This is a genomic window from Variovorax sp. 679, assembly GCF_003952185.1.
In the GTDB taxonomy this organism is placed as follows: domain Bacteria; phylum Pseudomonadota; class Gammaproteobacteria; order Burkholderiales; family Burkholderiaceae_C; genus Variovorax.
In genome coordinates, this window is sequence record NZ_RXFS01000008.1 from 182,792 (window position 1) to 201,483 (window position 18,692).

An 18,692-nucleotide genomic window follows, 5' to 3' on the forward strand; every position below is an offset into this window, starting at 1 on the left:
GAATGACGCATTCAACGATCTCCCGCCGCGCGGCCATCGCGACGCTCGCCGCGCTCGGCTCGGGCGCAGTGCTCGCGCAGGGCGTGGCCAGCCGGCCCGCCACCGTGCGGCTCGGCTACCAGAAGTCGTCGACGCTCATCGCCGTGCTGAAGACGCAGGGCGTGCTCGAGAAACAGCTCGCGCCGCTGAACGTCACGCTCAGCTGGCACGAGTTCACCAGCGGCTTGCCGCTGCTGGAGGCGCTGAACCTCGACAACCTCGACATCAGCGCCGACGTGGCCGACACGGTGCCCGTGTTCGCCCAGGCGGCCGGTGCCGACCTGACCTTTCTCGCGCAGGAGGCGCCTTCGCCATCGGCGCAGGCCGTCGTGGTGCGCGAGGACTCGCCCATCAGGACCGTGGCCGATCTCAAGGGCAAGAAGGTCGGCTTCGCGAAGGCGGCCGGCGCGCACTACCTGCTGATCGCCGTGCTCGACAAGGCCGGCCTGTCGTTCAGGGACATCGAGCCCGCCTACCTCACGCCGGCCGACGGCCGTGCCGCATTCGAGAAGGGTGCCATCGACGCCTGGGTGGTGTGGGACCCGTTCCTCGCCGCCGCCCAGCGCCAGTCGAAGGTGCGTGTGCTGGCCGATGGTGCTGGCATCGCGTCGTACCAGCGTTACTACCTTGCGAGCAGCAAGTTCGCGAAGGCGCGGCCCGACGTGCTGCGCGTGGTCTACGCCGAGCTGGAGAAGACGGGCAAGTGGGTCAAGCAGAACCCGAAGGAGGCGGCCACGCTGCTGTCGCCCGTGTGGGGCCTGGACGCCGCGACCATCGAGCAGGCCAACGCCCGCCGCAGCTACGCGGTGCGGCCGGTAGTGCCCGAGGGGCTGGGCGAGCAGCAGCGCATCGCCGACGCCTTCCTCGCCGAGAAGCTGCTGCCAAGAAAAATCGATGCGCTGAACGTGGCGCTGTTCAAGCCGGGAGCCTGAAGAAAATCATGAGTGCCGTACTGAAAGACATCCAACCTCAGGCTCAACCGCAAGCCATCGCTGGCGGCGTGCGCCTCGAGGCGCGCAACCTGCACAAGCGCTACGGCGTGCGCGAGGTGCTGCGCAACACGCGCCTGGCCATCGAGCCGGGCCAGTTCATCGCCATCGTCGGGCGCAGCGGCTGCGGCAAGAGCACGCTGCTGCGGCTCATCGCGGGCCTCGAGGAGCCGAGTTCCGGCGCCCTCTACACCGACGGCAAGGCCGTGCACGGCCTGCACGACGACACCCGCATCATGTTCCAGGAGGCACGCCTCCTGCCGTGGCGGCGCGTGCTCGACAACGTGACGCTGGGCCTGCCGAACGACGCCAAGGCGCGCGGCAAGGAAGTGCTCGCGCAGGTGGGCTTGGCCGACCGCGAGAACGAGTGGCCGGCGCGACTTTCGGGTGGCCAGCGCCAGCGCGTGGCACTGGCCCGTGCGCTGGTGCACCACCCGCGCCTGCTGCTGCTCGACGAACCGCTGGGCGCGCTCGACGCGCTCACGCGCATCGAGATGCACCGCCTCATCGAGAACCTGTGGCAGCGCCACCGCTTCACTGCGCTGCTGGTGACGCACGACGTGCAGGAGGCCGTGGCGCTGGCCGACCGCGTGATCCTGATCGAGGACGGACGCATCGCCCTCGACGAGAACATCGCGCTGGCCCGTCCGCGCTCGCAGGGCGACCCGGCATTCGCCGCGATCGAAAAACGAATCCTCGACAGGGTGCTGCAGAAGTCCGAAGAGACCGAACCCGAGAGCACCGACGCCAGCTGGCTCGCAACCCCGGCGCATGCATTGCGCTGGGCGATCTGACGAGCCTCTTCATCCATCAGCCCATTTGAAAGGCAGTCGCATGTCGCAGAACTGGAAATTCGAAACCCTGTCGGTCCACGCCGGCTATTCGCCCGACCCGACCACCCGCGCCGTGGCGCCGCCGATCTACCAGACGGTCGCCTACGCCTTCGACAGCGCCCAGCACGGCGCCGACCTGTTCGACCTGAAGGTGCCGGGCAACATCTACACCCGCATCAACAACCCGACGCAGGACGTGCTGGAGCAGCGCGTGGCCGCGCTCGAAGGCGGCATCGCAGCGCTGGCGCTGGCCTCGGGCCAGGCTGCCGTGACCTACGCGATCCAGACCATCGCCGAGGCCGGCGACAACATCGTCAGCAGCACGGCACTCTATGGGGGCACCTACAACCTGTTCGCCCACACGCTGCCGCAGTTCGGCATCACCACGCGCTTCGCGGACCACCGCGATCCGGCCAGCTTCGAGAAGCTGTTCGACGAACGGACCAAGGCGGTGTTCGTCGAGTCGCTGGGCAACCCGGCGGGCAACGTGACCGACATCGCGGCCATCGCCGAGATCGCGCATCGCAACGGCGTGCCGTTGATCGTCGACAACACCGTGCCTTCGCCGTACCTGAGCCGACCCATCGAGCATGGTGCCGACATCGTGGTGCACTCGCTCACCAAGTACCTCGGCGGCCACGGCACCAGCATCGGTGGCGCGATCGTCGATTCGGGCAAGTTCCCCTGGGCGGAGCACAAGCAGCGCTTCAAGCGTCTGAACGAGCCCGACGTGAGCTACCACGGCGTGGTCTACACCGACGCGCTGGGCCCGGCCGCCTACATCGGCCGCGCGCGCGTGGTGCCGCTGCGCAACACGGGCGCGGCCATCTCGCCGTTCAACGCCTTCCTGATCCTGCAGGGCATCGAGACCCTGGCGCTGCGCGTGGACCGCATCAGCGACAACGCATTGCGGGTGGCGCAGCACCTGAAGACGCACAAGGCGGTGAAGTGGGTCAACTACGCGGCGCTCGAAGACCACCCGGACCACGCGCTCGCCAAGAAGTACCTCGGCGGCAAGGCCAGCGGCGTGCTGACCTTCGGCATCGGCTCGGGTCGCGAGGGTGGGGCGAAGTTCCTCGATGGGCTGAAGCTCTTCACCCGCCTCGTGAACATCGGCGATGTGCGCTCGCTGGCCACGCACCCGGCATCGACCACGCACAGGCAGCTGTCGCCCGAGGAGCTGGCCCGCGCCGGCGTCACCGAGGACACGGTGCGCCTGTCCGTCGGCATCGAGCACATCGACGACCTGATCGCCGACCTCGACCAGGCATTGGCCGCCGCGTCGAATTGAAGAGAGACTTTTTGCAAGAACCATGAACACACTGCAAGCCATTCCCGAAGCCGCGCTGGACCAGCTGTTCCGCAAGGCCCGCACCGTGCACGCCTTCAAGCCCGTGCCCGTGACCGACGAGGTCATCCACAAGCTCTATGACCTGCTCAAGTGGGGGCCGACCGCCTATAACGCCCAGCCGGCGCGCTACGTGTTCGTGCGCAGCGAGGAGGCCAAGGCGAAGCTGAAGCCGGCCGTGTCCGCGGGCAACACCGCGCAGACGCTGGCGGCCGGCGTCACGGTGATCGTGGCGCACGACACGCGCTTCTACGAGCACCTGCCGAGCCTCTTCCCGGCCTACGACGCCAAGCCCTTCTTCGAAAAAAGCGCCGAAGCGGCGCAGGCCACGGCCTTTCGCAACAGCAGCCTGCAGGGCGCCTACCTGATCCTCGCGGCGCGGGCGCTTGGCCTCGACGCCGGCCCGCAGTCGGGCTTCAACGCGGACCTGGTCGACAAGGCCTTCTTCCCCGACGGGCGCTATCGAGCGAACTTCCTCGTCAACCTCGGCGTGGCCGACCACGCTGGCACTTTCGAGCGCGGCCCGAGGCTCGCGTTCGACGACGTGGCGGAGATCGTCTGATCTCGTGCTTTTCCTCAACGAATTCCCTCAACCTGAAAGAGAACCCATCATGTCCATCCAAGCCATCAACGTGCGCAACCAGTTCAAGGGCAAGGTCCGCGAAATCATCCGCGGCGACGTCGTCTCCGAAGTCGACGTCGAAACCGCCTGGGGCATCGTCACCTCGGTCATCACCACGCGCTCGGTCGACGAGCTGCAGTTGAAGGTGGGCTCCGACGTGGTTGCGCTCGTGAAGTCCACCGAGGTTTCGATCGCGAAGCTCTGACGGACCCTCGGGCATCTGCGACGACCCGGCGCTGTCATGGCGCCGGGTTTTTTCGTTTCTGGCGCCCGTGTTTTCAGCGGTTTACAGGGTGTCAACTCATCGACTGTGCTGAATTTTGGAAATCGTCCGAATCTTTTAGAGGCCTGAATCTTCTTTGAAGGTGTCGCAATAGCATGCGCCGCGAAGTCGTGTTCCGCACATCGATGCGGGTCGTGACTTCGCGAATGCATTCAATCAAACACTTCAGGGAGGAACCGCATGCTCGTTGAAATTGACGAACATGGAATGATCAGCCACGCGCGAGTGAGGCACGCCCGCAGTCCGCAGATCGAGCGAGGGAAGAGGGCTGGGGCGATCACTGGCATCGTGGTGCACCAGACGGATGCCGATACTTCGGCGTCTTCATTGAACAGCTACAAGCGGACCAAGGCGAACGGGGCGCACTTTCTCATCGACAAGGATGGGACGATTTATCAGACGGCGGCGATCTATCAGAGGACGAATCACGTGGGGCCGTTGAAGGCGCGATGCTTGACTGCGGGGAAATGTAGCCCGAGCGATTTCAAGAACATCGGGGCGGAGGGTATGCATCGCATCGAGATGCGCAAGCCGCCAGGCGAACGCTATCCGAACAACATGGAGGCCATCGGAATCGAGATAGTTGGCAGGGCTAGGTTGCCTGCGGGGTTCCAACCAATTGGCAAGCAGATCGAATGGTCGCTCGAAAAAATTCGAGGCGAACACGGCATATTCGACGAGCCTACCGCAGCCCAGAATCAAGCTCTTTCTTGGCTAGTCAGCGTACTCGCAGACTCGATAAAGATTGGATCGGCCGAAGTATTTCGTCATCCCGTGGTCAGCAGCAAGAACATAACGGAGGCGCGGGGCGCGAATTGGAAGCTGCCCGTACAGACACCATGAAAAAGACCAACATTCTCACAATCACAGCTGTACTGGGTGCGGTGGCCGCGGCGCTTCCGGCGCAGGCCGCTGACAAGAGATATCCGACCGCATATGTGCAGGAAATTGAGGTCACAAGGCCTTCACAGCGAAACATTGCTTGGGAGAACAAGGATTTTCTCAATTGCGACGACGTTGTATTGACTGAAGAAGATGTGCGCTACGCCTTGCGGTATATGCGGAGAGTTTCGTGGAAAGGATACGACCCTGAAAAAGTGGGCGCCACAGGATGTGAAGGAGAGGCGCTCGTTACGTTCAAGAACGGGAGGGTTCTTGTCATGGGCATCGAGCCCGATGGACGAATTGGCACTGCGGAATACGATGCAAAGATGAGGGTTGTTGCCGGCTCCACGAGCTTCTACGAATGCGGCCCTTGCCGGGATCGCAAGATGGCCCTTTTGAAAGACGCGCTGAACCGCGCGGACGAGCGAAGGCTCAGGAAGCTGGTCGAGGAAGGCCAGCTCTCTGCCAGCGAAGCAGAGTTCCGGTTGAAGAGGATGCGGGCTGATAGGGACAAGCCCTGAGGTCCTGTCAGTTCGTCTTCTGGAGGCCCACTACGGTGGGCTGATCGTAACAACACTATGAAAAAGACAATCGATTTGATGGCCGTCGCGGCGCTGCTCTTCGCCGTGGGATATCCGGCAAATGCCGCCGACAAGCGATACCGGATTGATTCAGTAAAAAGCATCGAGGTCATCGAACCCTCCAACGGGTCTGTGTGGGAGAACAAGGATCTCCTGGATTGCTCCGATGTTGTCCTGACTGAAGATGATGTGCGATATGCGCTGCGTCACATACGCAGGGTCACGGAGAAGGCGTTTTTCAGCGAGAAGACGGAGAGGACAGGGTGTTCAGGCGGTGCTTCCGTCACCTTCAGCAATGGAAAGATCATCGTCATCGGGGTCGAGCCCACGGGGAGGATCAACATCTTCGAAGCGGACGCGAAGCTCGAACCTACCGGTGCTCCTGAAAGCTACTACGAATGCGATCCGTGCAGGACGCGCAAGATGATCCTTCTGCAGGACGCTTTCGATCGTGCTGATGAGCGCAGGCTAAAGAAACTGGTGGGGCAGGGACGAGTCTCTTCTGCCGAAGCGGAACTCCTGCTGCAGAAGGCGCGCTCGGCGCGTAAGGGACCTTGATGCGCAGGATCAAAAATCTCGTGGCCAGTGCTCTAGTCGGGGCGGCGGGAATGTCTTCAGCACAGGCCGCTGATCCGAGATACCCCATCGCTTACGTGCAAATGGTGAAGATCACCGTCCCTTCAGGCAGGACTGCCTGGGAGAACAAGGACTTTCTGAACTGCGACGACGTAGTGCTGACGGATGAGGATGTCCGCTATGCGTTGCGGCATATGCGAAGGGTTTCCTGGGGGGCCTACGATCCCGAAAATACGGATACCACAGGGTGTGAAGGAGAGGCGATCGTTACTTTCAAGAACGGAAAAATCCTTGCCATGGGGATTGAGCCAAACGGACGAATCAGCACTGGAGAGTTCTACGCAGGAATGAAGCCGACGGCGAGTCCACCGAATTTCTACGAGTGTGACCCTTGCAGGAAGCGCAAGATGGCGCTTCTGAAAGATGCGCTATACCGCGCGGATGAGCGAAGACTCAAGAAGCTGGTTGCAGAGGGTCAACTCTCCGCCAGCGAAGCGGAGCTTCGGTTGAAGAGGACTCGAGACGAGCGCGACAAGCCCTGACATTTCGACCAATGCGTCGCCTGCCCCGAGAACCCGCCACGGCGGGTTTTCTTTTGTCGGTTCTCCATGGAAGGTCCGCTTAGTCGGCCCACGCATTTGAAACTGCAAACAGCTTCCTTCCCCCCCACGACGCGCCTCGCAGAATCTTCCGGATCCCCCGAAACAGGACCTCCGATGAGCGCCATTCTTTCTTCCGCAGCCCCTGCGCAGGACGCGCAGGGCCACGAACTCGACATCGTCCGCCAGGCCGGCCACATCGGCGCCGAGGTGCGCGGCGTGCGCCTCTCGGGTGCGCTGCAGCCCGAGGTATTCGGTGCCATCAAGGCCGCGCTGCTCAGGCACAAGGTGCTCTTCTTCCGCAGCCAGCAGCATCTGGACGATGCCCAGCAGGAGGCCTTCGGCCGCCTGTGGGGCGAGCTGGTGCCGCATCCGACCGTGCCTTCGAAAGACGGCACGCGGCTGCTGGAGCTCGACTCGCGCCATGGCGGCCGCGCCAATTCGTGGCACACCGACGTGACCTTCGAGGTTGCCTATCCGCAGGTTTCGATCCTGCGCGCGGTGGTGATCCCGGCCTATGGCGGCGACACGGTCTGGGCCAACACGGTGGCGGCCTACGAGAGCCTGCCGGACGATCTCAAGGCGTTGGCGGACCGGCTGCGCGCCATCCATGGCAACGACTACGACTACGCCGCCTCGCGCTCGCCCTCCGATCTCGACGAGAAGGGCACCAGGCGCTACAGGAGCGTGTTCACGCGCCGCCTGCTCGAGGCCGAGCACCCGGTGGTGCGCGTGCACCCCGAAACCGGTGAGCGCAGCCTGGTGCTGGGCCATTTCGTGAAGCGGCTGGCCGGCCATTCCACGCAGGACTCCGGCCATCTGCTGAGCGTGCTGCAAAGCCACGTGCATCGCCTCGAGAACACGGTGCGCTGGCGCTGGACCCAGGGCGACGTGGCGATCTGGGACAACCGGGCCACGCAGCACTACGCAATCAACGACTACGGCGACCAGCACCGCGTGGTGCGTCGCGTGACCATCGCCGGCGACGTGCCGTACGGTGTGGATGGCACCAGGAGCGTGGACCTGACCGCCCCGGCCGTGCGCGCCGCGGAGGCTGCCGGAACGGCTGCCTGAGCCCATCTTCTATAGATCGGATGGTTGTTAGGAATCGACTTTTCAGTTGTTTGAGCTTCGGCACCCGGCTCCTACAGTGGTGGTTATCGCCATCAAGGCGTATCCAACGCACAACAGGAGCCTCACAGCATGTCAGTGGAAGTTGAAGAAGAACTCGTGGTCTTGCCCGAAGCACTGGAACAGGCGCGCGCCAGGGCCGCCGAAGGAAATTGGCCTTATGCGGGCGGCGTGACGCCGCCGGTGGCATGGGAGCTGGTGCAAAAAGGCCAGGCCATGCTGGTCGATGTGCGTTCCGGCGAGGAGCGCAAGTTCGTCGGCCACGTGCCCGAGAGCCTGCATGTGGCCTGGGCCACGGGCACGGCGCTCACGCGCAATCCGCGCTTCGTGCGCGAACTCGAGGCCAAGCTGGCGAAGGAGGGCGGCAAGGATGCCGTGGCGCTGCTGCTTTGCCGCAGCGGCAAGCGCTCCGCACTGGCTGCAGAGGCGGCTGCAAAGGCCGGCTTCACGAACGTCTTCAATGTCCTCGAAGGTTTCGAGGGCGAGATCGACGAGCACCAGCACCGCGGCATCGCGGACGGCTGGCGCTTCCACAAGCTGCCCTGGGTGCAGGACTGAGCCCACCCCACACAAGACGTTCCCGGGAGAAAACACACATGGCCCATTTCGAGGTAAGCGACATCGTGCGCGCGCTACATGGCGTGCGCGACGAATGGCGCGACTCGCAGCGCCGCTCGCGCGAGCCCGGCGCCCGCGAGTTTCCGTCGCGCGATGCGCTCGCGCAGATCGTCGAGTCGCTTAAAGGCGCGCTGTTTCCGATGCGGCTCGGCCCGCCGGACTTGCGCCACGAGAGCGAAGATTTCTACGTCGGCCACACGCTCGACGCAGCCCTGCAGGCGCTGCTGGCGCAGGCGCGGCTGGAACTGAACTTCAACGCGCGCCACGAGCCACGCCCCGCGAGCGAGATCGACGACACCGCCACCGAGGCCGTGCGCCGCTTCGCCAATGCACTGCCGGGTCTGCGCCGCCTGCTCGACAGCGACGTGCTCGCCGCCTACCAGGGCGACCCGGCCGCGCGCAGCGTCGACGAAGTGCTGCTGTGCTATCCCGGCGTGCTCGCGATGATCCATCACCGTCTTGCGCACGAGCTCTACAAGCTCGGGTTGCCGCTGCTGGCACGCATCGTGGCCGAGCTGTCGCATGCGCAGACCGGCATCGACATCCACCCGGGCGCGCAGATCGACGCGGGCTTCTTCATCGACCATGGCACGGGTGTCGTGATCGGCGAGACGGCCGTCATCGGCAAGCGCGTGCGGCTGTACCAGGCCGTCACGCTGGGTGCCAAGCGCTTTCCGACCGATACCGAAGGCAACCTGCAGAAGGGCCTTCCGCGGCATCCTGTGGTGGAGGACGACGTGGTGATCTACGCCGGCGCGACCATCCTCGGGCGCGTGACGCTCGGCAAGGGCGCCGTCATCGGCGGCAATGTGTGGATCACCGACGACGTGCCTCCGGGCGCGAGCGTCACGCAGGCCAGTTTGCAGAACGCACCGAAGGCAGGGGGAGCGGCATGAAAGCGTTTGTCGAAGACTTTGGCGTGACCATCCGCCAGCTGCGCGAGGACAGGGGCTGGTCGCAGGAGGAGCTGGCCGAGCGTTCCGATCTGAACCGCTCCTACGTGGGCGAGATCGAGCGCGGCCGCGTCATTCCGTCGATCGTCACGGCGCAGAAGCTCGCCACCGCGCTCGGCATCAACATGGTCGGCCTGCTCATGCGCTGCGAGCAGCTGGAGCAGTCGCGCCTTGCGCGAAGGATCAACTTGGCGGCTATAGCCTGTTGAGGGAAAACCCGTGGCCGCCGGACACTGGCGGCCACTTTTTTTCTCAACCACGGAGCCCTGATTCATGAGCGCAACAGTTGGTGGTACGACCGCCCTTGGCGACAACGCCGCAAGACAGCTGGCCAATGCCACCAAGACAGTTCCCCAACTCGAGACCATCAGCCCGCGCTGGCTGACGCACCTGCTGCAGTGGGTGCCGGTGGAGGCGGGCATCTACCGCGTCAACAAGGTCAAGAACCCGGAGTCGATCAAGGTCACCTGCACCTCGCGCGAAGAAGAAAACCAGCTGCCGCGCACCTTCGTCGACTACGAGGAGAACCCGCGCGAGCACTACCTCAATGCCGTGAGCACCGTGCTCGACGTGCACACCCGCATCTCCGACCTCTACAGCAGCCCGCACGATCAGATCAAAGAACAGCTGCGCCTGACGATCGAGACGATCAAGGAGAACCAGGAGAGCGAGCTCATCAACAACCCCGACTACGGCCTGCTGGCCCAGGTGTCGGAAGAGCAGCGCATCTTCCCGCTGACTGGCGCGCCCACGCCCGACGACCTCGACGAGCTGCTGACCAAGGTCTGGAAGGAGCCCGCCTTCTTCCTCACGCACCCGCTGGCCATTGCCGCGTTCGGCCGCGAGGCCACGCGCCGCGGCACGCCGCCGCCGACGGTGAGCCTCTTCGGCTCGCAGTTCATCACCTGGCGCGGCATTCCGCTGATTCCGTCGAACAAGGTGCCGGTGGCCGACGGCAAGAGCAAGATGCTGCTGCTGCGCGTGGGCGACAAGCGCCAGGGCGTGGTGGGCCTCTTCCAGCCCGGACTGTCGGGCGAGCAGGGCCCGGGGCTGTCGGTGCGCTTCATGGGCATCAACAACCATGCGATCGCGTCTTACCTGATCTCGCTGTACTGCTCGCTCGCGGTGCTGACCACCGACGCGCTGGCGGTGCTCGACGACGTCGAGATCGGCAAGTACCACGACTATCCCGACACCTACAAGTAAGCCGCGGTGAGCAGCAGCACTCCATCGATTCCGGGCGAGGCGCCGTTCGATCCGGCCATCCTCGCGCGCATGGCCAGCGCCATGTTCTCCGCACTGCCGGGCACGCCACCGGCCTCGCTGCCGGGCGCGGCCAGCGGGCTGGTTCCGGGCGCACAGTTTCCCGCCAACATCGCGCCGCCGGGCTCTCCACTGGCCAGCCCGGCGGGCTTCGGGCCGAGCGTGCCGGGCACGCCGATTCCACAGGGGCAGATTCCGGGCACCAACCTGCTGCCCGCGTCGCCGACCCAGCTGCCTTCGCTTGCGAACCGTGCGCCGGCTTTGCTGCCGCATGCGGTGGCGGGCAATGGCGTGCCGGACACGGTGCTATCTGTGGCGCCGGCTTTCGAGCCGCGCTCCGGTGGCTCGGTGCAGGGCGTGCCGCAGGTGAATGCGCCTGTGGCGCCGCAGGCCGCGGCCTCTCCGTTCTACTTCGTGGGCAGCAGCTACGGGCATCCGTCGGCGGGGGCGAGCGATGACATCGCGATCCACGATCCGTTCGCGGGTCTCGCGTTGCCCTCGACGACCGCGGGCGTCTCGCCGCAGAGCCCTGCCATGGCACCCGCCGGCCGCGACGCGCAGTTCTACTTCGTCGACGCGGTGCGCCTGCCCAACGGCTTCGTCACCCCGGCGAAGCCGGATCCGCGCGGACCCGACGCCGTGCCGCTGGCCGGCAGCGGCCAGCATCCGCCGTTCGACGTGCACGCCGTGCGGCGCGACTTCCCGATCCTGCAGGAACGCGTGAACGGCAGGCAGCTCGTGTGGTTCGACAACGCCGCCACCACGCACAAGCCGCAATCGGTCATTGACCGCATCGCGTACTTCTACGAGCACGAGAACTCGAACATCCACCGCGCTGCGCACGAGCTGGCCGCGCGCGCCACCGACGCCTACGAAGGCGCGCGGGAACGCGTGCGCAAGTTCATCAATGCGCCCGAGGTTGAGGAAGTGATCTTCGTGCGCGGCACCACCGAGGCCATCAACCTGGTGGCCAGAAGCTGGGGCGGGCAGCACGTGGGCGAGGGCGACGAGATCATCGTGTCGAATCTCGAGCACCACGCCAACATCGTGCCTTGGCAGCAGCTCGCCGCCGCCAAGGGCGCAAAGCTGCGCGTGATTCCGGTGGACGACTCGGGCCAGGTGCTGCTCGACGAATACCGCAGGCTGCTGAACGACCGCACGAAGATCGTCGCCGTCACGCAGGTCTCGAACGCGCTGGGCACGGTGGTACCGGTGAAGGAGATCGTCGAGCTGGCGCACCGTGCGGGCGCGAAGGCGCTGGTCGACGGAGCGCAGTCGGTCTCGCACATGCGCGTGGACGTGCAGGACATTGGCGCCGACTTTTTCGTGTTCTCCGGCCACAAGGTGTTCGGCCCGACCGGCATCGGCGTGGTGTGGGGCAAGCGCGAGGTGCTGGAAGACATGCCCCCGTGGCAGGGCGGCGGCAACATGATCGCCGACGTGACCTTCGAGAAGACGGTGTTCCAGCCGATCCCGAACAAGTTCGAGGCCGGCACCGGCAACATCGCCGACGCCGTGGGGCTGGGCGCCGCCATCGATTACGTCAACAAGATCGGCATCGAGAACATCGCGCGCTACGAGCATGACTTGCTGGTGTACGGTATGGCGCAGCTCGGCGCGATTCCGGGCGTGCGGCTGATCGGCACGGCGGCCGACAAGGCCAGCGTGATGTCATTCGTGCTCGACGGCTACACCACTGAGGAAGTGGGGCAGGCGCTGAACGAGGAGGGCATTGCGGTGCGCACGGGCCACCATTGCGCGCAGCCGATCCTCCGGCGTTTTGGTGTGGAGACGACGGTGCGGCCTTCGCTGGCCTTCTACAACACCTTCGACGAGATCGACCGGCTGGTGGCCGTGGTGCGCCGGCTGTCGTCGCAGCGTCGCGCGGGATAGATCGTCAGGGCTTCGGCGCGAGGTGGCGGTTGAAGAAGGCCGCCACCTCGGTGTTGAATGCCTTGTGGAAGGCCGTGCGGTCGAAGCCGGGCGCGTCGCGGCAGATCTCGACCTTGGCTTCGATCTGTGCCTGCGAGCACGGGGCGAGGAAGCCGAAATGCTCGGACTTCTCGGCCACATGCCATTCGGGCGCCACGGGAAGGTTGCGGCGGACGGCCGCCACGTTTTCCGGCGTGACGCCGTCGCCGCCATAGGCGGAAGCCCACAGTTCGATCGGAATCGTCACGTTCTTCAGGCCCTGGGCGTCGAAGAGCATGCTGAGCGGATCGGCGATCACGGCGGCCTTGATGCGGGTGTCGTGCGTGAGCGGCGTGGCCAGAAGGTCCCGGAATCTCTGCTTCATCCATCCGCACTCCGCGCTTTCCGGCGCCCTTGCGCAGGGGGATGAGGGCAGGGGCGGCAGCCGTTCGAAGTCCGGGCGCGCTCCTGCGAGCACGAGGCCCGTGTAGCCGCCCCGGGAGAAACCATGGAAACCGATCTGGTCGGCGGCGATCCTGTCGTGCGCGGGCCACTGCTGGAGCATGTGGTCGATCAGGCGCTTGATGTCGGTGGTGCGCGTCGCGAGTGCGGAGATCCTGTCGTTGGGGCCGCCGCGGATCTGGAAGTTGTCTTCCGAATGGCTGATGGCCGCGACGATGAAGCCCGCGTCGGCCAGCGCCTGTGCCGTGTCGTGGTGGCCGAGGAAGGAGCCGCCGTAGCCGTGCGAGATCACGATCAGCGGCAGATGCGCGCCCGGCGGGAGCGGGCAGTCCCGCACTCCCTGGATCGTGGTGCGGCCGAGCCTGATCTCGCCAGCGGGCGCAGCGCAGGGCGTCCACACGGCACCCTGCATCGCCGGGCCCTCGCGGTCGGCGGGAATCTCGATGGTGCTGAAGCCGGCGGCATGGGCGAGCGTGGCCGTGAGGCAGGCGGCGGCGAGGCAGAGAGTGCGAAGGAGGCTCATGCGCGGCAGTGTGCTGCTCTTCGCCGTGGGCCGCTTAGCAGACTTTGCTGTGTTCGCGGGGCCCGGGAAGCAGCGCGCTATGCTCCATGACTGTCAAAACATTGTTGCTCGCCTTCGAATGTCCTTGTCCCAAGCTTCTTCCTCCGTGCCTCAGGCTGCCGACGAATCCTGCGACGTGCTGGTCGTCGGCGGAGGCCCCGCCGGCTCGACCATCGCCGCGCTGCTGGCGCGGCAGGGCCGCAAGGTGGTGTTGCTCGAGAAGGCGCACCACCCGCGCTTTCACATCGGCGAATCGCTGCTGCCGGCGAACGTGGAGCTGTTCGAGAAGCTCGGCGTGCGCGACCAGGTCGAGAAGATCGGCATGCCCAAGTTCGGCATCGAATTCGTCTCGCCCGAGCACGAGCACCGCAGCTACGTGGACTTCGCCGAGGGCCTGGACAAGTCGCTCGACTCCGCCTGGCAGGTGCGCCGCTCGGAGCTCGACGAGCTGCTGTTCCGCAACGCGGCCACCTGCGGCGCGCAGGCCATCGAGGGCTGCAAGGTGCGCGACGTGGCCTTCGATGCCGACGGCGCCACGGTCAAGGCCGAGATGGATGACGGCGCGCGCCGCAACTGGCGCGCCCGCTTCGTGGTCGACGCCACCGGCCGCGACACGCTGCTGGCCAACAAATTCCGCTGCAAGGAAAAGAACCCCGACCACAACAGCACCGCGCTCTTCGGCCACTTCACCAATGCCGAGCGGCTCGAAGGCAAGAAGGAAGGCAACATCAGCATCTGCTGGTTCCCGCACGGCTGGTTCTGGTTCATTCCGCTGGCCGACGGCACCACCAGCGTGGGCGCCGTGTGCTGGCCGTACTACCTGAAGACGCGCGACAAGCCGCTCAAGGAATTCTTCTACGACACCATCGCCACCTGCCCGGTGCTGGTCGACCGCCTGAAGAACGCCACGCTGGTCGACGACGCGGTGCATGCCACCGGCAACTTCTCGTACTCGAGCACCCATGCCACCGGCGACCGCTACCTGATGCTGGGCGACGCCTTCACCTTCATCGACCCGATGTTCTCCTCAGGCGTGTACCTCGCGATGCACAGCGCCTTCGACGGTGCAGAGCTGGTTGCAACGGCGCTTGACCGGCCGGCCGGGTTGGCGGCCGCGCGCAAGGGCTTCGAGGCCATGATGCGCAAGGGGCCGCGCGAGTACTCGTGGTTCATCTACCGCGTGACCAACCCGACCATCCGCGAGATGTTCATGTACCCGGGCAATCCGTTCCGCGTGAAGGAAGGACTGATGACGCTGCTGGCCGGCGACATCTACCGTGGCACGCCGTCGCGCGGGCCGATCGGCATGTTCAAGGTGCTGTACTACCTCATCTCGGTTTCGCACCTGCGGCGAACGTGGGAGGGGTGGAAGCGGCACCGCTTCAACATCCGCGACATGGGGATGCTGAAGGGCGAAACCATCCTCAAGTCGGACTGAGTGCCAGCGCGACGGCGTGCGCGGTGCCCGGCCCGGGGCTGCTGAGCACGTCGATGCCGAGGTCGGACAACGCATCGGCCACGGGAGTCATCGAAGCCTGCGCCAGAACCACGACATCGGCCTTGTCCGCTGCGGCGCGGATCGAGCGGGCCAGGGTCTCGATGTAGCGCGCGCTGTCGCCGGCTTCGAAATGCGGCCACGCATCCTCGACCAGCAGGGTCGAGGGCTGCACCTCGACGCCCGCGTCTTTCGCAGCGGAAAAAACCAGCTCCCTTGTCGGCGCGAGCGTGCTTTCGAGCGCCGCCACGATCAGCACGCGCGGGCCTGAGCGTACCGCGAGCTCGGCCATGGCGCGGTCGATGCGCAGGGCCTGGAACGCATCGCCCGTCGGTGTCCGCTCGGCGATGGCGCCGATGGTCGAGCAGGTGCACACGACTACCTTCTCGCCGCCAGAGGCCGCTTCGCGCATGGCGTTGTGGACGCGGGCGATCAGGCCCGCGTGCGCCACCCCGAGGGCGCGCGCATCGGCCAGCAGGTCTTCGCGCACCACGTGGCGTGCATGCAGGCCGGGCGCGATTTCGTTCACCAACCGCTCGAAGGTCGGCACATGCACCTGTGCCGTATGCAGGAAGGCCAGCGCGCCGCGCATGGCCTCAGGCGTTCGCCGCGGTGCGGGCGCGCCGTGCCTCGTAGGCCTTGAGGTGCACGTACGCCGTGCGCAGCACCGTCGGCACCGGCGAGTTGCCGGGAGCGGCCCGGCCCAGCAGGTCGCCGACGATGTGATCGGCCTCCACGGCAGCGCCGCGCGCCATGTCCTTGTACATCGACGCCGTCATCGGGGAGCCGGCGGCCGTGATGATGGCGCGGCCGCGCTGCACGGCGGCGGGGCGAGGCGCGAAGCCGTTGTGGGCGGCGATGGCGCAGCACTCGTCGAAGATCGACAGTGCCACGTCCTGTCCGCCGGCGGCCACGATGTCGCCGATGGAGGCGTGCATCAGGCTGGTGAGGCCGGCCGCCGAGGCGATGAAGACCCACTTCTCCCACATGTCCTGCGAGATGTTCTCGCTGGCGGTGGCGTCGAACTTCGCGCCGGCGAACTGCGCCGCGATGGCATCGACACGGGCCGAGCGGCCGCCCGCGCGTTCGCCGAAGCTCAGGCCGTGCATGTCGTTGAGGTGCTGCACGCGGCCTTCGTCGTCGAGCGTCGCGGAGATCATGCACAGGCCGCCCAGCACGCGCTCGCCGCCGAAGCGCCCGGCCAGCCGGTCGATGTGGCTCATGCCGTTGAGCAGCGGGAGGATCACGGTGTCGGGGCCGACGGCGGGCGCGAACGAGTCCATCGTCGAATCGAGGTCGTAGGCCTTGCTGCCGACCACGATCACGTCGTAGGGGCCGTCGATGTTGTCGGCGAGTACGTGCCTGGGAGTGGGCAGGTTCAAGTTGCCGAAGGGGCTCTGCACCACCAGCCCGGTCTTCGCGAGCTGCGCCGCGCGGCGCGGGCGCAGCAGGAAGGTGACGTCGCGTCCCGCCTCCAGCAGACGGCCGCCGAAATAACCACCGAGTGCGCCGGCACCCACCACCAGAAATCTCATCGCGCTTCGCTCCTGAGTCAGACAGACACAAAAAAAGATCGGAGGCGATGATGCCCGGGATCGCCGGCGCGTGCTTCAGGCCGGCGCCTTCTCCAGCAGCCGTCGGCGGGCAAACGGCGAGAGGTCGAGCGCGCTCTTGCGCCCCAGCACGTGGTCGGCGATGGCGTCGCCAAGCCCGGCCGAGTGCTTGAAGCCATGGCCGGAGCAGGCCGAGACGACGAGCACGCCGGGCAGGCCGTCGAGCGCGTCGATCACGAAGCGGCGGTCGGGTGTCACGGTGTACATGCAGGCGCGGGCCTTGAGGGCGCGGCCGCCGATCTGCGGGAAGCGGCCGGCCACGCGGTCGCGGTACATGGCGGCGGTTTCTTCCGCGCTCACGTTACGGTCGATGGTGTCCGGCGTGGTGGCGGCCACGTACTGTTCGGTCGCCACCTTGAGCGCCGGCTGCGACGGGTCGGAGGCCGGGAAGCCGTACATGTAGTCTTCCGGGCCGTCGCCGAACATCCAGATGAAGATGGGAAAGCGCCCGGGCGCGAAGTCTTCGGTGGCGCTGCCGGTGTCGAACCAGTGCATCACCTGGCGGTGCACGGAGAAATCGGCCTGCCAGTCGGCCCGGGCCTGCGTGCCCAGGAAGGCCGGCAGCCATGCACCGGCCGACACCACGACGCGGTCGGCTGTGAAGCTCGCGGTGGCCGTGCGCACGCGCAGAACGTCGCCGTTGCCTACAGGCTCGACGGCTTCCACGCGTTCGTTGGTGCGAATCTGCGCACCGGAGGCGCGGGCCACGGCCAGCTGGGCGCCGATGGCGTCCTCGGGCCGCACGAAGCCGGCCTCGGGCTCGAAGTAGCCGATCTCGTCGCCCTGCAGGTTGAACTGCGGAAAGCGTGCGCGGATGCCGGCCGCATCGAGCACTTCGTGCGCGATGCCGAAGCGCTCGGCGCAGGCGATGGTGCGGCGCACGAAGTCGGACTTGCCGTGGTGCTCGGCGACACGGTCGCGCGGCGCGAGGATCAGGCCGCCGGTGGTGGTCATGAGCGGCTTGCCGGTGCGCGCCTCGAGCTCGCGCCAGATGGCGTGCGAGCGCTGCACGAAGGGCACGTACTCATCGCCTTCGCCGATGGCCAGCCGCGTGATGCGCGAGTCGCCATGCGAGGAGCCGAGGTCGTGCGGCGGGGAGAACTGGTCGATGCCCAGCACGCGTGCGCCGCGCTGCGAGAGCTGGTAGAGCGTGGCGGCGCCGAGTGCGCCGAGACCGACGACGATGACGTCGTAGTGGGAGGATGACTGGGTCACTGATGCGTCCTGCGCTTCGATGAGGTTGGAGGTGCGCAACATCTTGCCGCCGTTCGCGCAGGGCCGCATGAACTTTTCCAGAAAAGGTCTTGAGCGCTTCGCATAATCGCGTTCGTCATTTCCGACCCCCTCATCAAAGGAGCTTCACCCATGGCCCAGACCCGGATCGCTGTCATCGTCGGCAGCCTGCGCAAGGATTCGTACAACCACAAGCTGGCCCTCGCGCTCGCGCACCTCGCGCCCTCGGACTTCACCTTCGAAACCCTGCGCATCGACGACCTGCCGCTGTACAACCAGGACGACGATGGCAACCAGGCGCCCGCAGTGAAGCGCCTGAAGACCGAGATCGCGGCGGCCGACGGCCTGCTGTTCGTCACCCCCGAATACAACCGCTCGATTCCCGGCGTGCTGAAGAACGCCATCGACCATGCCTCGCGCCCCTACGGCCAGAGCGCCTGGGCGGGCAAGCCGGCCGGCGTGGTCGGCATCTCGGTGGGCGCCATCGGTACCGCGCTGGCGCAGCAGCACCTGCGCAACATCCTGGCGTACCTCGACGTGCCCACGCTGGGCGCGCCCGAAGTGTTCCTGCAGGCCAAGGAAGACCTGTTCGACGACAAGGGCCACATCGGCAATGAAGGCTCGAAGAAGTTCCTGCAGGGCTGGATGGACAAGTACGTCGCGTGGGTCAAGAGCCACTCGGCCTGAGCCACACGC

21 protein-coding genes are annotated in these 18,692 nt (G+C 66.1%); 17 read left to right on the forward strand and 4 right to left on the reverse strand.

Annotation, left to right across the window (positions count from 1 at the left end; all coding sequences use genetic code 11):
- Nucleotides 1–2: 2 nt before the first annotated feature.
- The 15 genes from EJO71_RS21760 to EJO71_RS21830 all read left to right on the forward strand — a co-directional run bounded on the left by EJO71_RS21760 (nucleotide 3) and on the right by EJO71_RS21830 (nucleotide 12,613).
- Nucleotides 3–971, forward strand: coding sequence for an aliphatic sulfonate ABC transporter substrate-binding protein (locus tag EJO71_RS21760; RefSeq protein ID WP_125950745.1), 969 nt, complete (start codon nucleotides 3–5; stop codon nucleotides 969–971).
- 8 nt (nucleotides 972–979) lie between these two features.
- The gene (locus EJO71_RS21765; protein ID WP_125950746.1) at nucleotides 980–1,822 is read left to right on the forward strand and encodes an ATP-binding cassette domain-containing protein; all 843 of its coding nucleotides are present in this window, start codon (nucleotides 980–982) and stop codon (nucleotides 1,820–1,822) included.
- A 40-nt stretch (nucleotides 1,823–1,862) separates the two neighbouring features.
- Nucleotides 1,863–3,152, forward strand: coding sequence for an O-acetylhomoserine aminocarboxypropyltransferase/cysteine synthase family protein (locus EJO71_RS21770; RefSeq protein ID WP_125950747.1), 1,290 nt, complete (start codon nucleotides 1,863–1,865; stop codon nucleotides 3,150–3,152).
- 22 nt (nucleotides 3,153–3,174) lie between these two features.
- Nucleotides 3,175–3,771 carry a malonic semialdehyde reductase gene (locus EJO71_RS21775; RefSeq protein WP_125950748.1) on the forward strand — a complete coding sequence of 199 codons (597 nt, stop codon included), beginning with the start codon at nucleotides 3,175–3,177 and terminating at the stop codon, nucleotides 3,769–3,771.
- A gap of 49 nt (nucleotides 3,772–3,820) precedes the next feature.
- Nucleotides 3,821–4,036 carry a molybdopterin-binding protein gene (locus EJO71_RS21780; protein ID WP_007829250.1) on the forward strand — a complete coding sequence of 72 codons (216 nt, stop codon included), beginning with the start codon at nucleotides 3,821–3,823 and terminating at the stop codon, nucleotides 4,034–4,036.
- Between the two features lie 258 nt (nucleotides 4,037–4,294).
- On the forward strand, nucleotides 4,295–4,957 hold the full coding sequence (locus EJO71_RS21785) for an N-acetylmuramoyl-L-alanine amidase (protein WP_125950749.1): 663 nt from the start codon (nucleotides 4,295–4,297) through the stop codon (nucleotides 4,955–4,957).
- Nucleotides 4,954–5,520, forward strand: a complete 567-nt coding sequence (locus EJO71_RS21790) for a hypothetical protein (protein ID WP_125950750.1) — start codon at nucleotides 4,954–4,956, stop codon at nucleotides 5,518–5,520. Before EJO71_RS21785 ends, EJO71_RS21790 begins: the two co-directional genes overlap by 4 nt.
- A 57-nt stretch (nucleotides 5,521–5,577) precedes the next feature.
- On the forward strand, nucleotides 5,578–6,138 hold the full coding sequence (locus EJO71_RS21795; RefSeq protein WP_125950751.1) for a hypothetical protein: 561 nt from the start codon (nucleotides 5,578–5,580) through the stop codon (nucleotides 6,136–6,138).
- On the forward strand, nucleotides 6,138–6,698 hold the full coding sequence (locus EJO71_RS21800; protein ID WP_125950752.1) for a hypothetical protein: 561 nt from the start codon (nucleotides 6,138–6,140) through the stop codon (nucleotides 6,696–6,698). Before EJO71_RS21795 ends, EJO71_RS21800 begins: the two co-directional genes overlap by 1 nt.
- Before the next feature lie 174 nt (nucleotides 6,699–6,872).
- Nucleotides 6,873–7,829, forward strand: a complete 957-nt coding sequence (locus EJO71_RS21805) for a TauD/TfdA family dioxygenase (protein ID WP_125950753.1) — start codon at nucleotides 6,873–6,875, stop codon at nucleotides 7,827–7,829.
- Nucleotides 7,830–7,958: 129 nt separating this feature from the next.
- Complete coding sequence (locus EJO71_RS21810; RefSeq protein WP_125950754.1) at nucleotides 7,959–8,444, forward strand: rhodanese-like domain-containing protein; 486 nt, start codon at nucleotides 7,959–7,961, stop codon at nucleotides 8,442–8,444.
- 38 nt (nucleotides 8,445–8,482) lie between these two features.
- Nucleotides 8,483–9,400, forward strand: a complete 918-nt coding sequence (gene epsC, locus EJO71_RS21815; RefSeq protein WP_125950755.1) for a serine O-acetyltransferase EpsC — start codon at nucleotides 8,483–8,485, stop codon at nucleotides 9,398–9,400.
- Nucleotides 9,397–9,666 (forward strand): helix-turn-helix transcriptional regulator, encoded by a 270-nt coding sequence (locus EJO71_RS21820; protein ID WP_125950756.1) that lies wholly within the window; start codon nucleotides 9,397–9,399, stop codon nucleotides 9,664–9,666. Before epsC ends, EJO71_RS21820 begins: the two co-directional genes overlap by 4 nt.
- Nucleotides 9,667–9,730: 64 nt before the next feature.
- Nucleotides 9,731–10,663: a family 2A encapsulin nanocompartment shell protein gene (locus EJO71_RS21825; RefSeq protein WP_125950757.1), complete on the forward strand. Its 933-nt coding sequence runs from the start codon at nucleotides 9,731–9,733 to the stop codon at nucleotides 10,661–10,663.
- A gap of 6 nt (nucleotides 10,664–10,669) precedes the next feature.
- Complete coding sequence (locus EJO71_RS21830; RefSeq protein WP_171022453.1) at nucleotides 10,670–12,613, forward strand: family 2A encapsulin nanocompartment cargo protein cysteine desulfurase; 1,944 nt, start codon at nucleotides 10,670–10,672, stop codon at nucleotides 12,611–12,613.
- A 4-nt stretch (nucleotides 12,614–12,617) separates the two neighbouring features.
- Here EJO71_RS21830 and EJO71_RS21835 read toward each other — a convergent pair whose 3' ends face one another.
- Complete coding sequence (locus EJO71_RS21835; protein WP_125950758.1) at nucleotides 12,618–13,616, reverse strand: dienelactone hydrolase; 999 nt, start codon at nucleotides 13,614–13,616, stop codon at nucleotides 12,618–12,620.
- Nucleotides 13,617–13,734: 118 nt separating this feature from the next.
- On the opposite strand from EJO71_RS21835, the gene EJO71_RS21840 reads away from it, so the two are divergent.
- On the forward strand, nucleotides 13,735–15,093 hold the full coding sequence (locus tag EJO71_RS21840) for an NAD(P)/FAD-dependent oxidoreductase (protein ID WP_125950759.1): 1,359 nt from the start codon (nucleotides 13,735–13,737) through the stop codon (nucleotides 15,091–15,093).
- On the opposite strand, the gene EJO71_RS21845 is transcribed toward EJO71_RS21840, so the two are convergent.
- The 3 genes from EJO71_RS21845 to solA all read right to left on the reverse strand — a co-directional run bounded on the left by EJO71_RS21845 (nucleotide 15,080) and on the right by solA (nucleotide 17,978).
- Nucleotides 15,080–15,742 carry an Asp/Glu/hydantoin racemase gene (locus EJO71_RS21845; RefSeq protein WP_125950760.1) on the reverse strand — a complete coding sequence of 221 codons (663 nt, stop codon included), beginning with the start codon at nucleotides 15,740–15,742 and terminating at the stop codon, nucleotides 15,080–15,082. The genes EJO71_RS21840 and EJO71_RS21845 overlap by 14 nt on opposite strands.
- Before the next feature lie 4 nt (nucleotides 15,743–15,746).
- Nucleotides 15,747–16,685 (reverse strand): 2-dehydropantoate 2-reductase, encoded by a 939-nt coding sequence (gene panE / locus EJO71_RS21850; protein WP_125950761.1) that lies wholly within the window; start codon nucleotides 16,683–16,685, stop codon nucleotides 15,747–15,749.
- Nucleotides 16,686–16,760: 75 nt separating this feature from the next.
- Nucleotides 16,761–17,978 carry an N-methyl-L-tryptophan oxidase gene (gene solA, locus EJO71_RS21855; RefSeq protein WP_125950762.1) on the reverse strand — a complete coding sequence of 406 codons (1,218 nt, stop codon included), beginning with the start codon at nucleotides 17,976–17,978 and terminating at the stop codon, nucleotides 16,761–16,763.
- A gap of 150 nt (nucleotides 17,979–18,128) precedes the next feature.
- Here solA and EJO71_RS21860 point away from each other — a divergent pair, with 150 nt between their 5' ends.
- A complete protein-coding gene (locus tag EJO71_RS21860) occupies nucleotides 18,129–18,683 on the forward strand; it encodes an NAD(P)H-dependent oxidoreductase (protein WP_125950763.1) in 555 nt (184 codons plus the stop codon).
- Nucleotides 18,684–18,692 lie beyond the last annotated feature (9 nt).

What these genes read in the sequence shown, in the direction of transcription:
- EJO71_RS21760 (WP_125950745.1), top strand. Translation starts at nt 3, where the DNA reads ATGACGCATTCAACGATCTCCCGCCGCGCGGCCATCGCGACGCTCGCC.
- EJO71_RS21765 (WP_125950746.1), top strand. Translation starts at nt 980, where the DNA reads ATGAGTGCCGTACTGAAAGACATCCAACCTCAGGCTCAACCGCAAGCC.
- EJO71_RS21770 (WP_125950747.1), top strand. Translation starts at nt 1,863, where the DNA reads ATGTCGCAGAACTGGAAATTCGAAACCCTGTCGGTCCACGCCGGCTAT.
- EJO71_RS21775 (WP_125950748.1), top strand. Translation starts at nt 3,175, where the DNA reads ATGAACACACTGCAAGCCATTCCCGAAGCCGCGCTGGACCAGCTGTTC.
- EJO71_RS21780 (WP_007829250.1), top strand. Translation starts at nt 3,821, where the DNA reads ATGTCCATCCAAGCCATCAACGTGCGCAACCAGTTCAAGGGCAAGGTC.
- EJO71_RS21785 (WP_125950749.1), top strand. Translation starts at nt 4,295, where the DNA reads ATGCTCGTTGAAATTGACGAACATGGAATGATCAGCCACGCGCGAGTG.
- EJO71_RS21790 (WP_125950750.1), top strand. Translation starts at nt 4,954, where the DNA reads ATGAAAAAGACCAACATTCTCACAATCACAGCTGTACTGGGTGCGGTG.
- EJO71_RS21795 (WP_125950751.1), top strand. Translation starts at nt 5,578, where the DNA reads ATGAAAAAGACAATCGATTTGATGGCCGTCGCGGCGCTGCTCTTCGCC.
- EJO71_RS21800 (WP_125950752.1), top strand. Translation starts at nt 6,138, where the DNA reads ATGCGCAGGATCAAAAATCTCGTGGCCAGTGCTCTAGTCGGGGCGGCG.
- EJO71_RS21805 (WP_125950753.1), top strand. Translation starts at nt 6,873, where the DNA reads ATGAGCGCCATTCTTTCTTCCGCAGCCCCTGCGCAGGACGCGCAGGGC.
- EJO71_RS21810 (WP_125950754.1), top strand. Translation starts at nt 7,959, where the DNA reads ATGTCAGTGGAAGTTGAAGAAGAACTCGTGGTCTTGCCCGAAGCACTG.
- epsC (WP_125950755.1), top strand. Translation starts at nt 8,483, where the DNA reads ATGGCCCATTTCGAGGTAAGCGACATCGTGCGCGCGCTACATGGCGTG.
- EJO71_RS21820 (WP_125950756.1), top strand. Translation starts at nt 9,397, where the DNA reads ATGAAAGCGTTTGTCGAAGACTTTGGCGTGACCATCCGCCAGCTGCGC.
- EJO71_RS21825 (WP_125950757.1), top strand. Translation starts at nt 9,731, where the DNA reads ATGAGCGCAACAGTTGGTGGTACGACCGCCCTTGGCGACAACGCCGCA.
- EJO71_RS21835 (WP_125950758.1), bottom strand. Translation starts at nt 13,616, where the DNA reads ATGAGCCTCCTTCGCACTCTCTGCCTCGCCGCCGCCTGCCTCACGGCC.
- EJO71_RS21840 (WP_125950759.1), top strand. Translation starts at nt 13,735, where the DNA reads ATGTCCTTGTCCCAAGCTTCTTCCTCCGTGCCTCAGGCTGCCGACGAA.
- EJO71_RS21845 (WP_125950760.1), bottom strand. Translation starts at nt 15,742, where the DNA reads ATGCGCGGCGCGCTGGCCTTCCTGCATACGGCACAGGTGCATGTGCCG.
- panE (WP_125950761.1), bottom strand. Translation starts at nt 16,685, where the DNA reads ATGAGATTTCTGGTGGTGGGTGCCGGCGCACTCGGTGGTTATTTCGGC.
- EJO71_RS21860 (WP_125950763.1), top strand. Translation starts at nt 18,129, where the DNA reads ATGGCCCAGACCCGGATCGCTGTCATCGTCGGCAGCCTGCGCAAGGAT.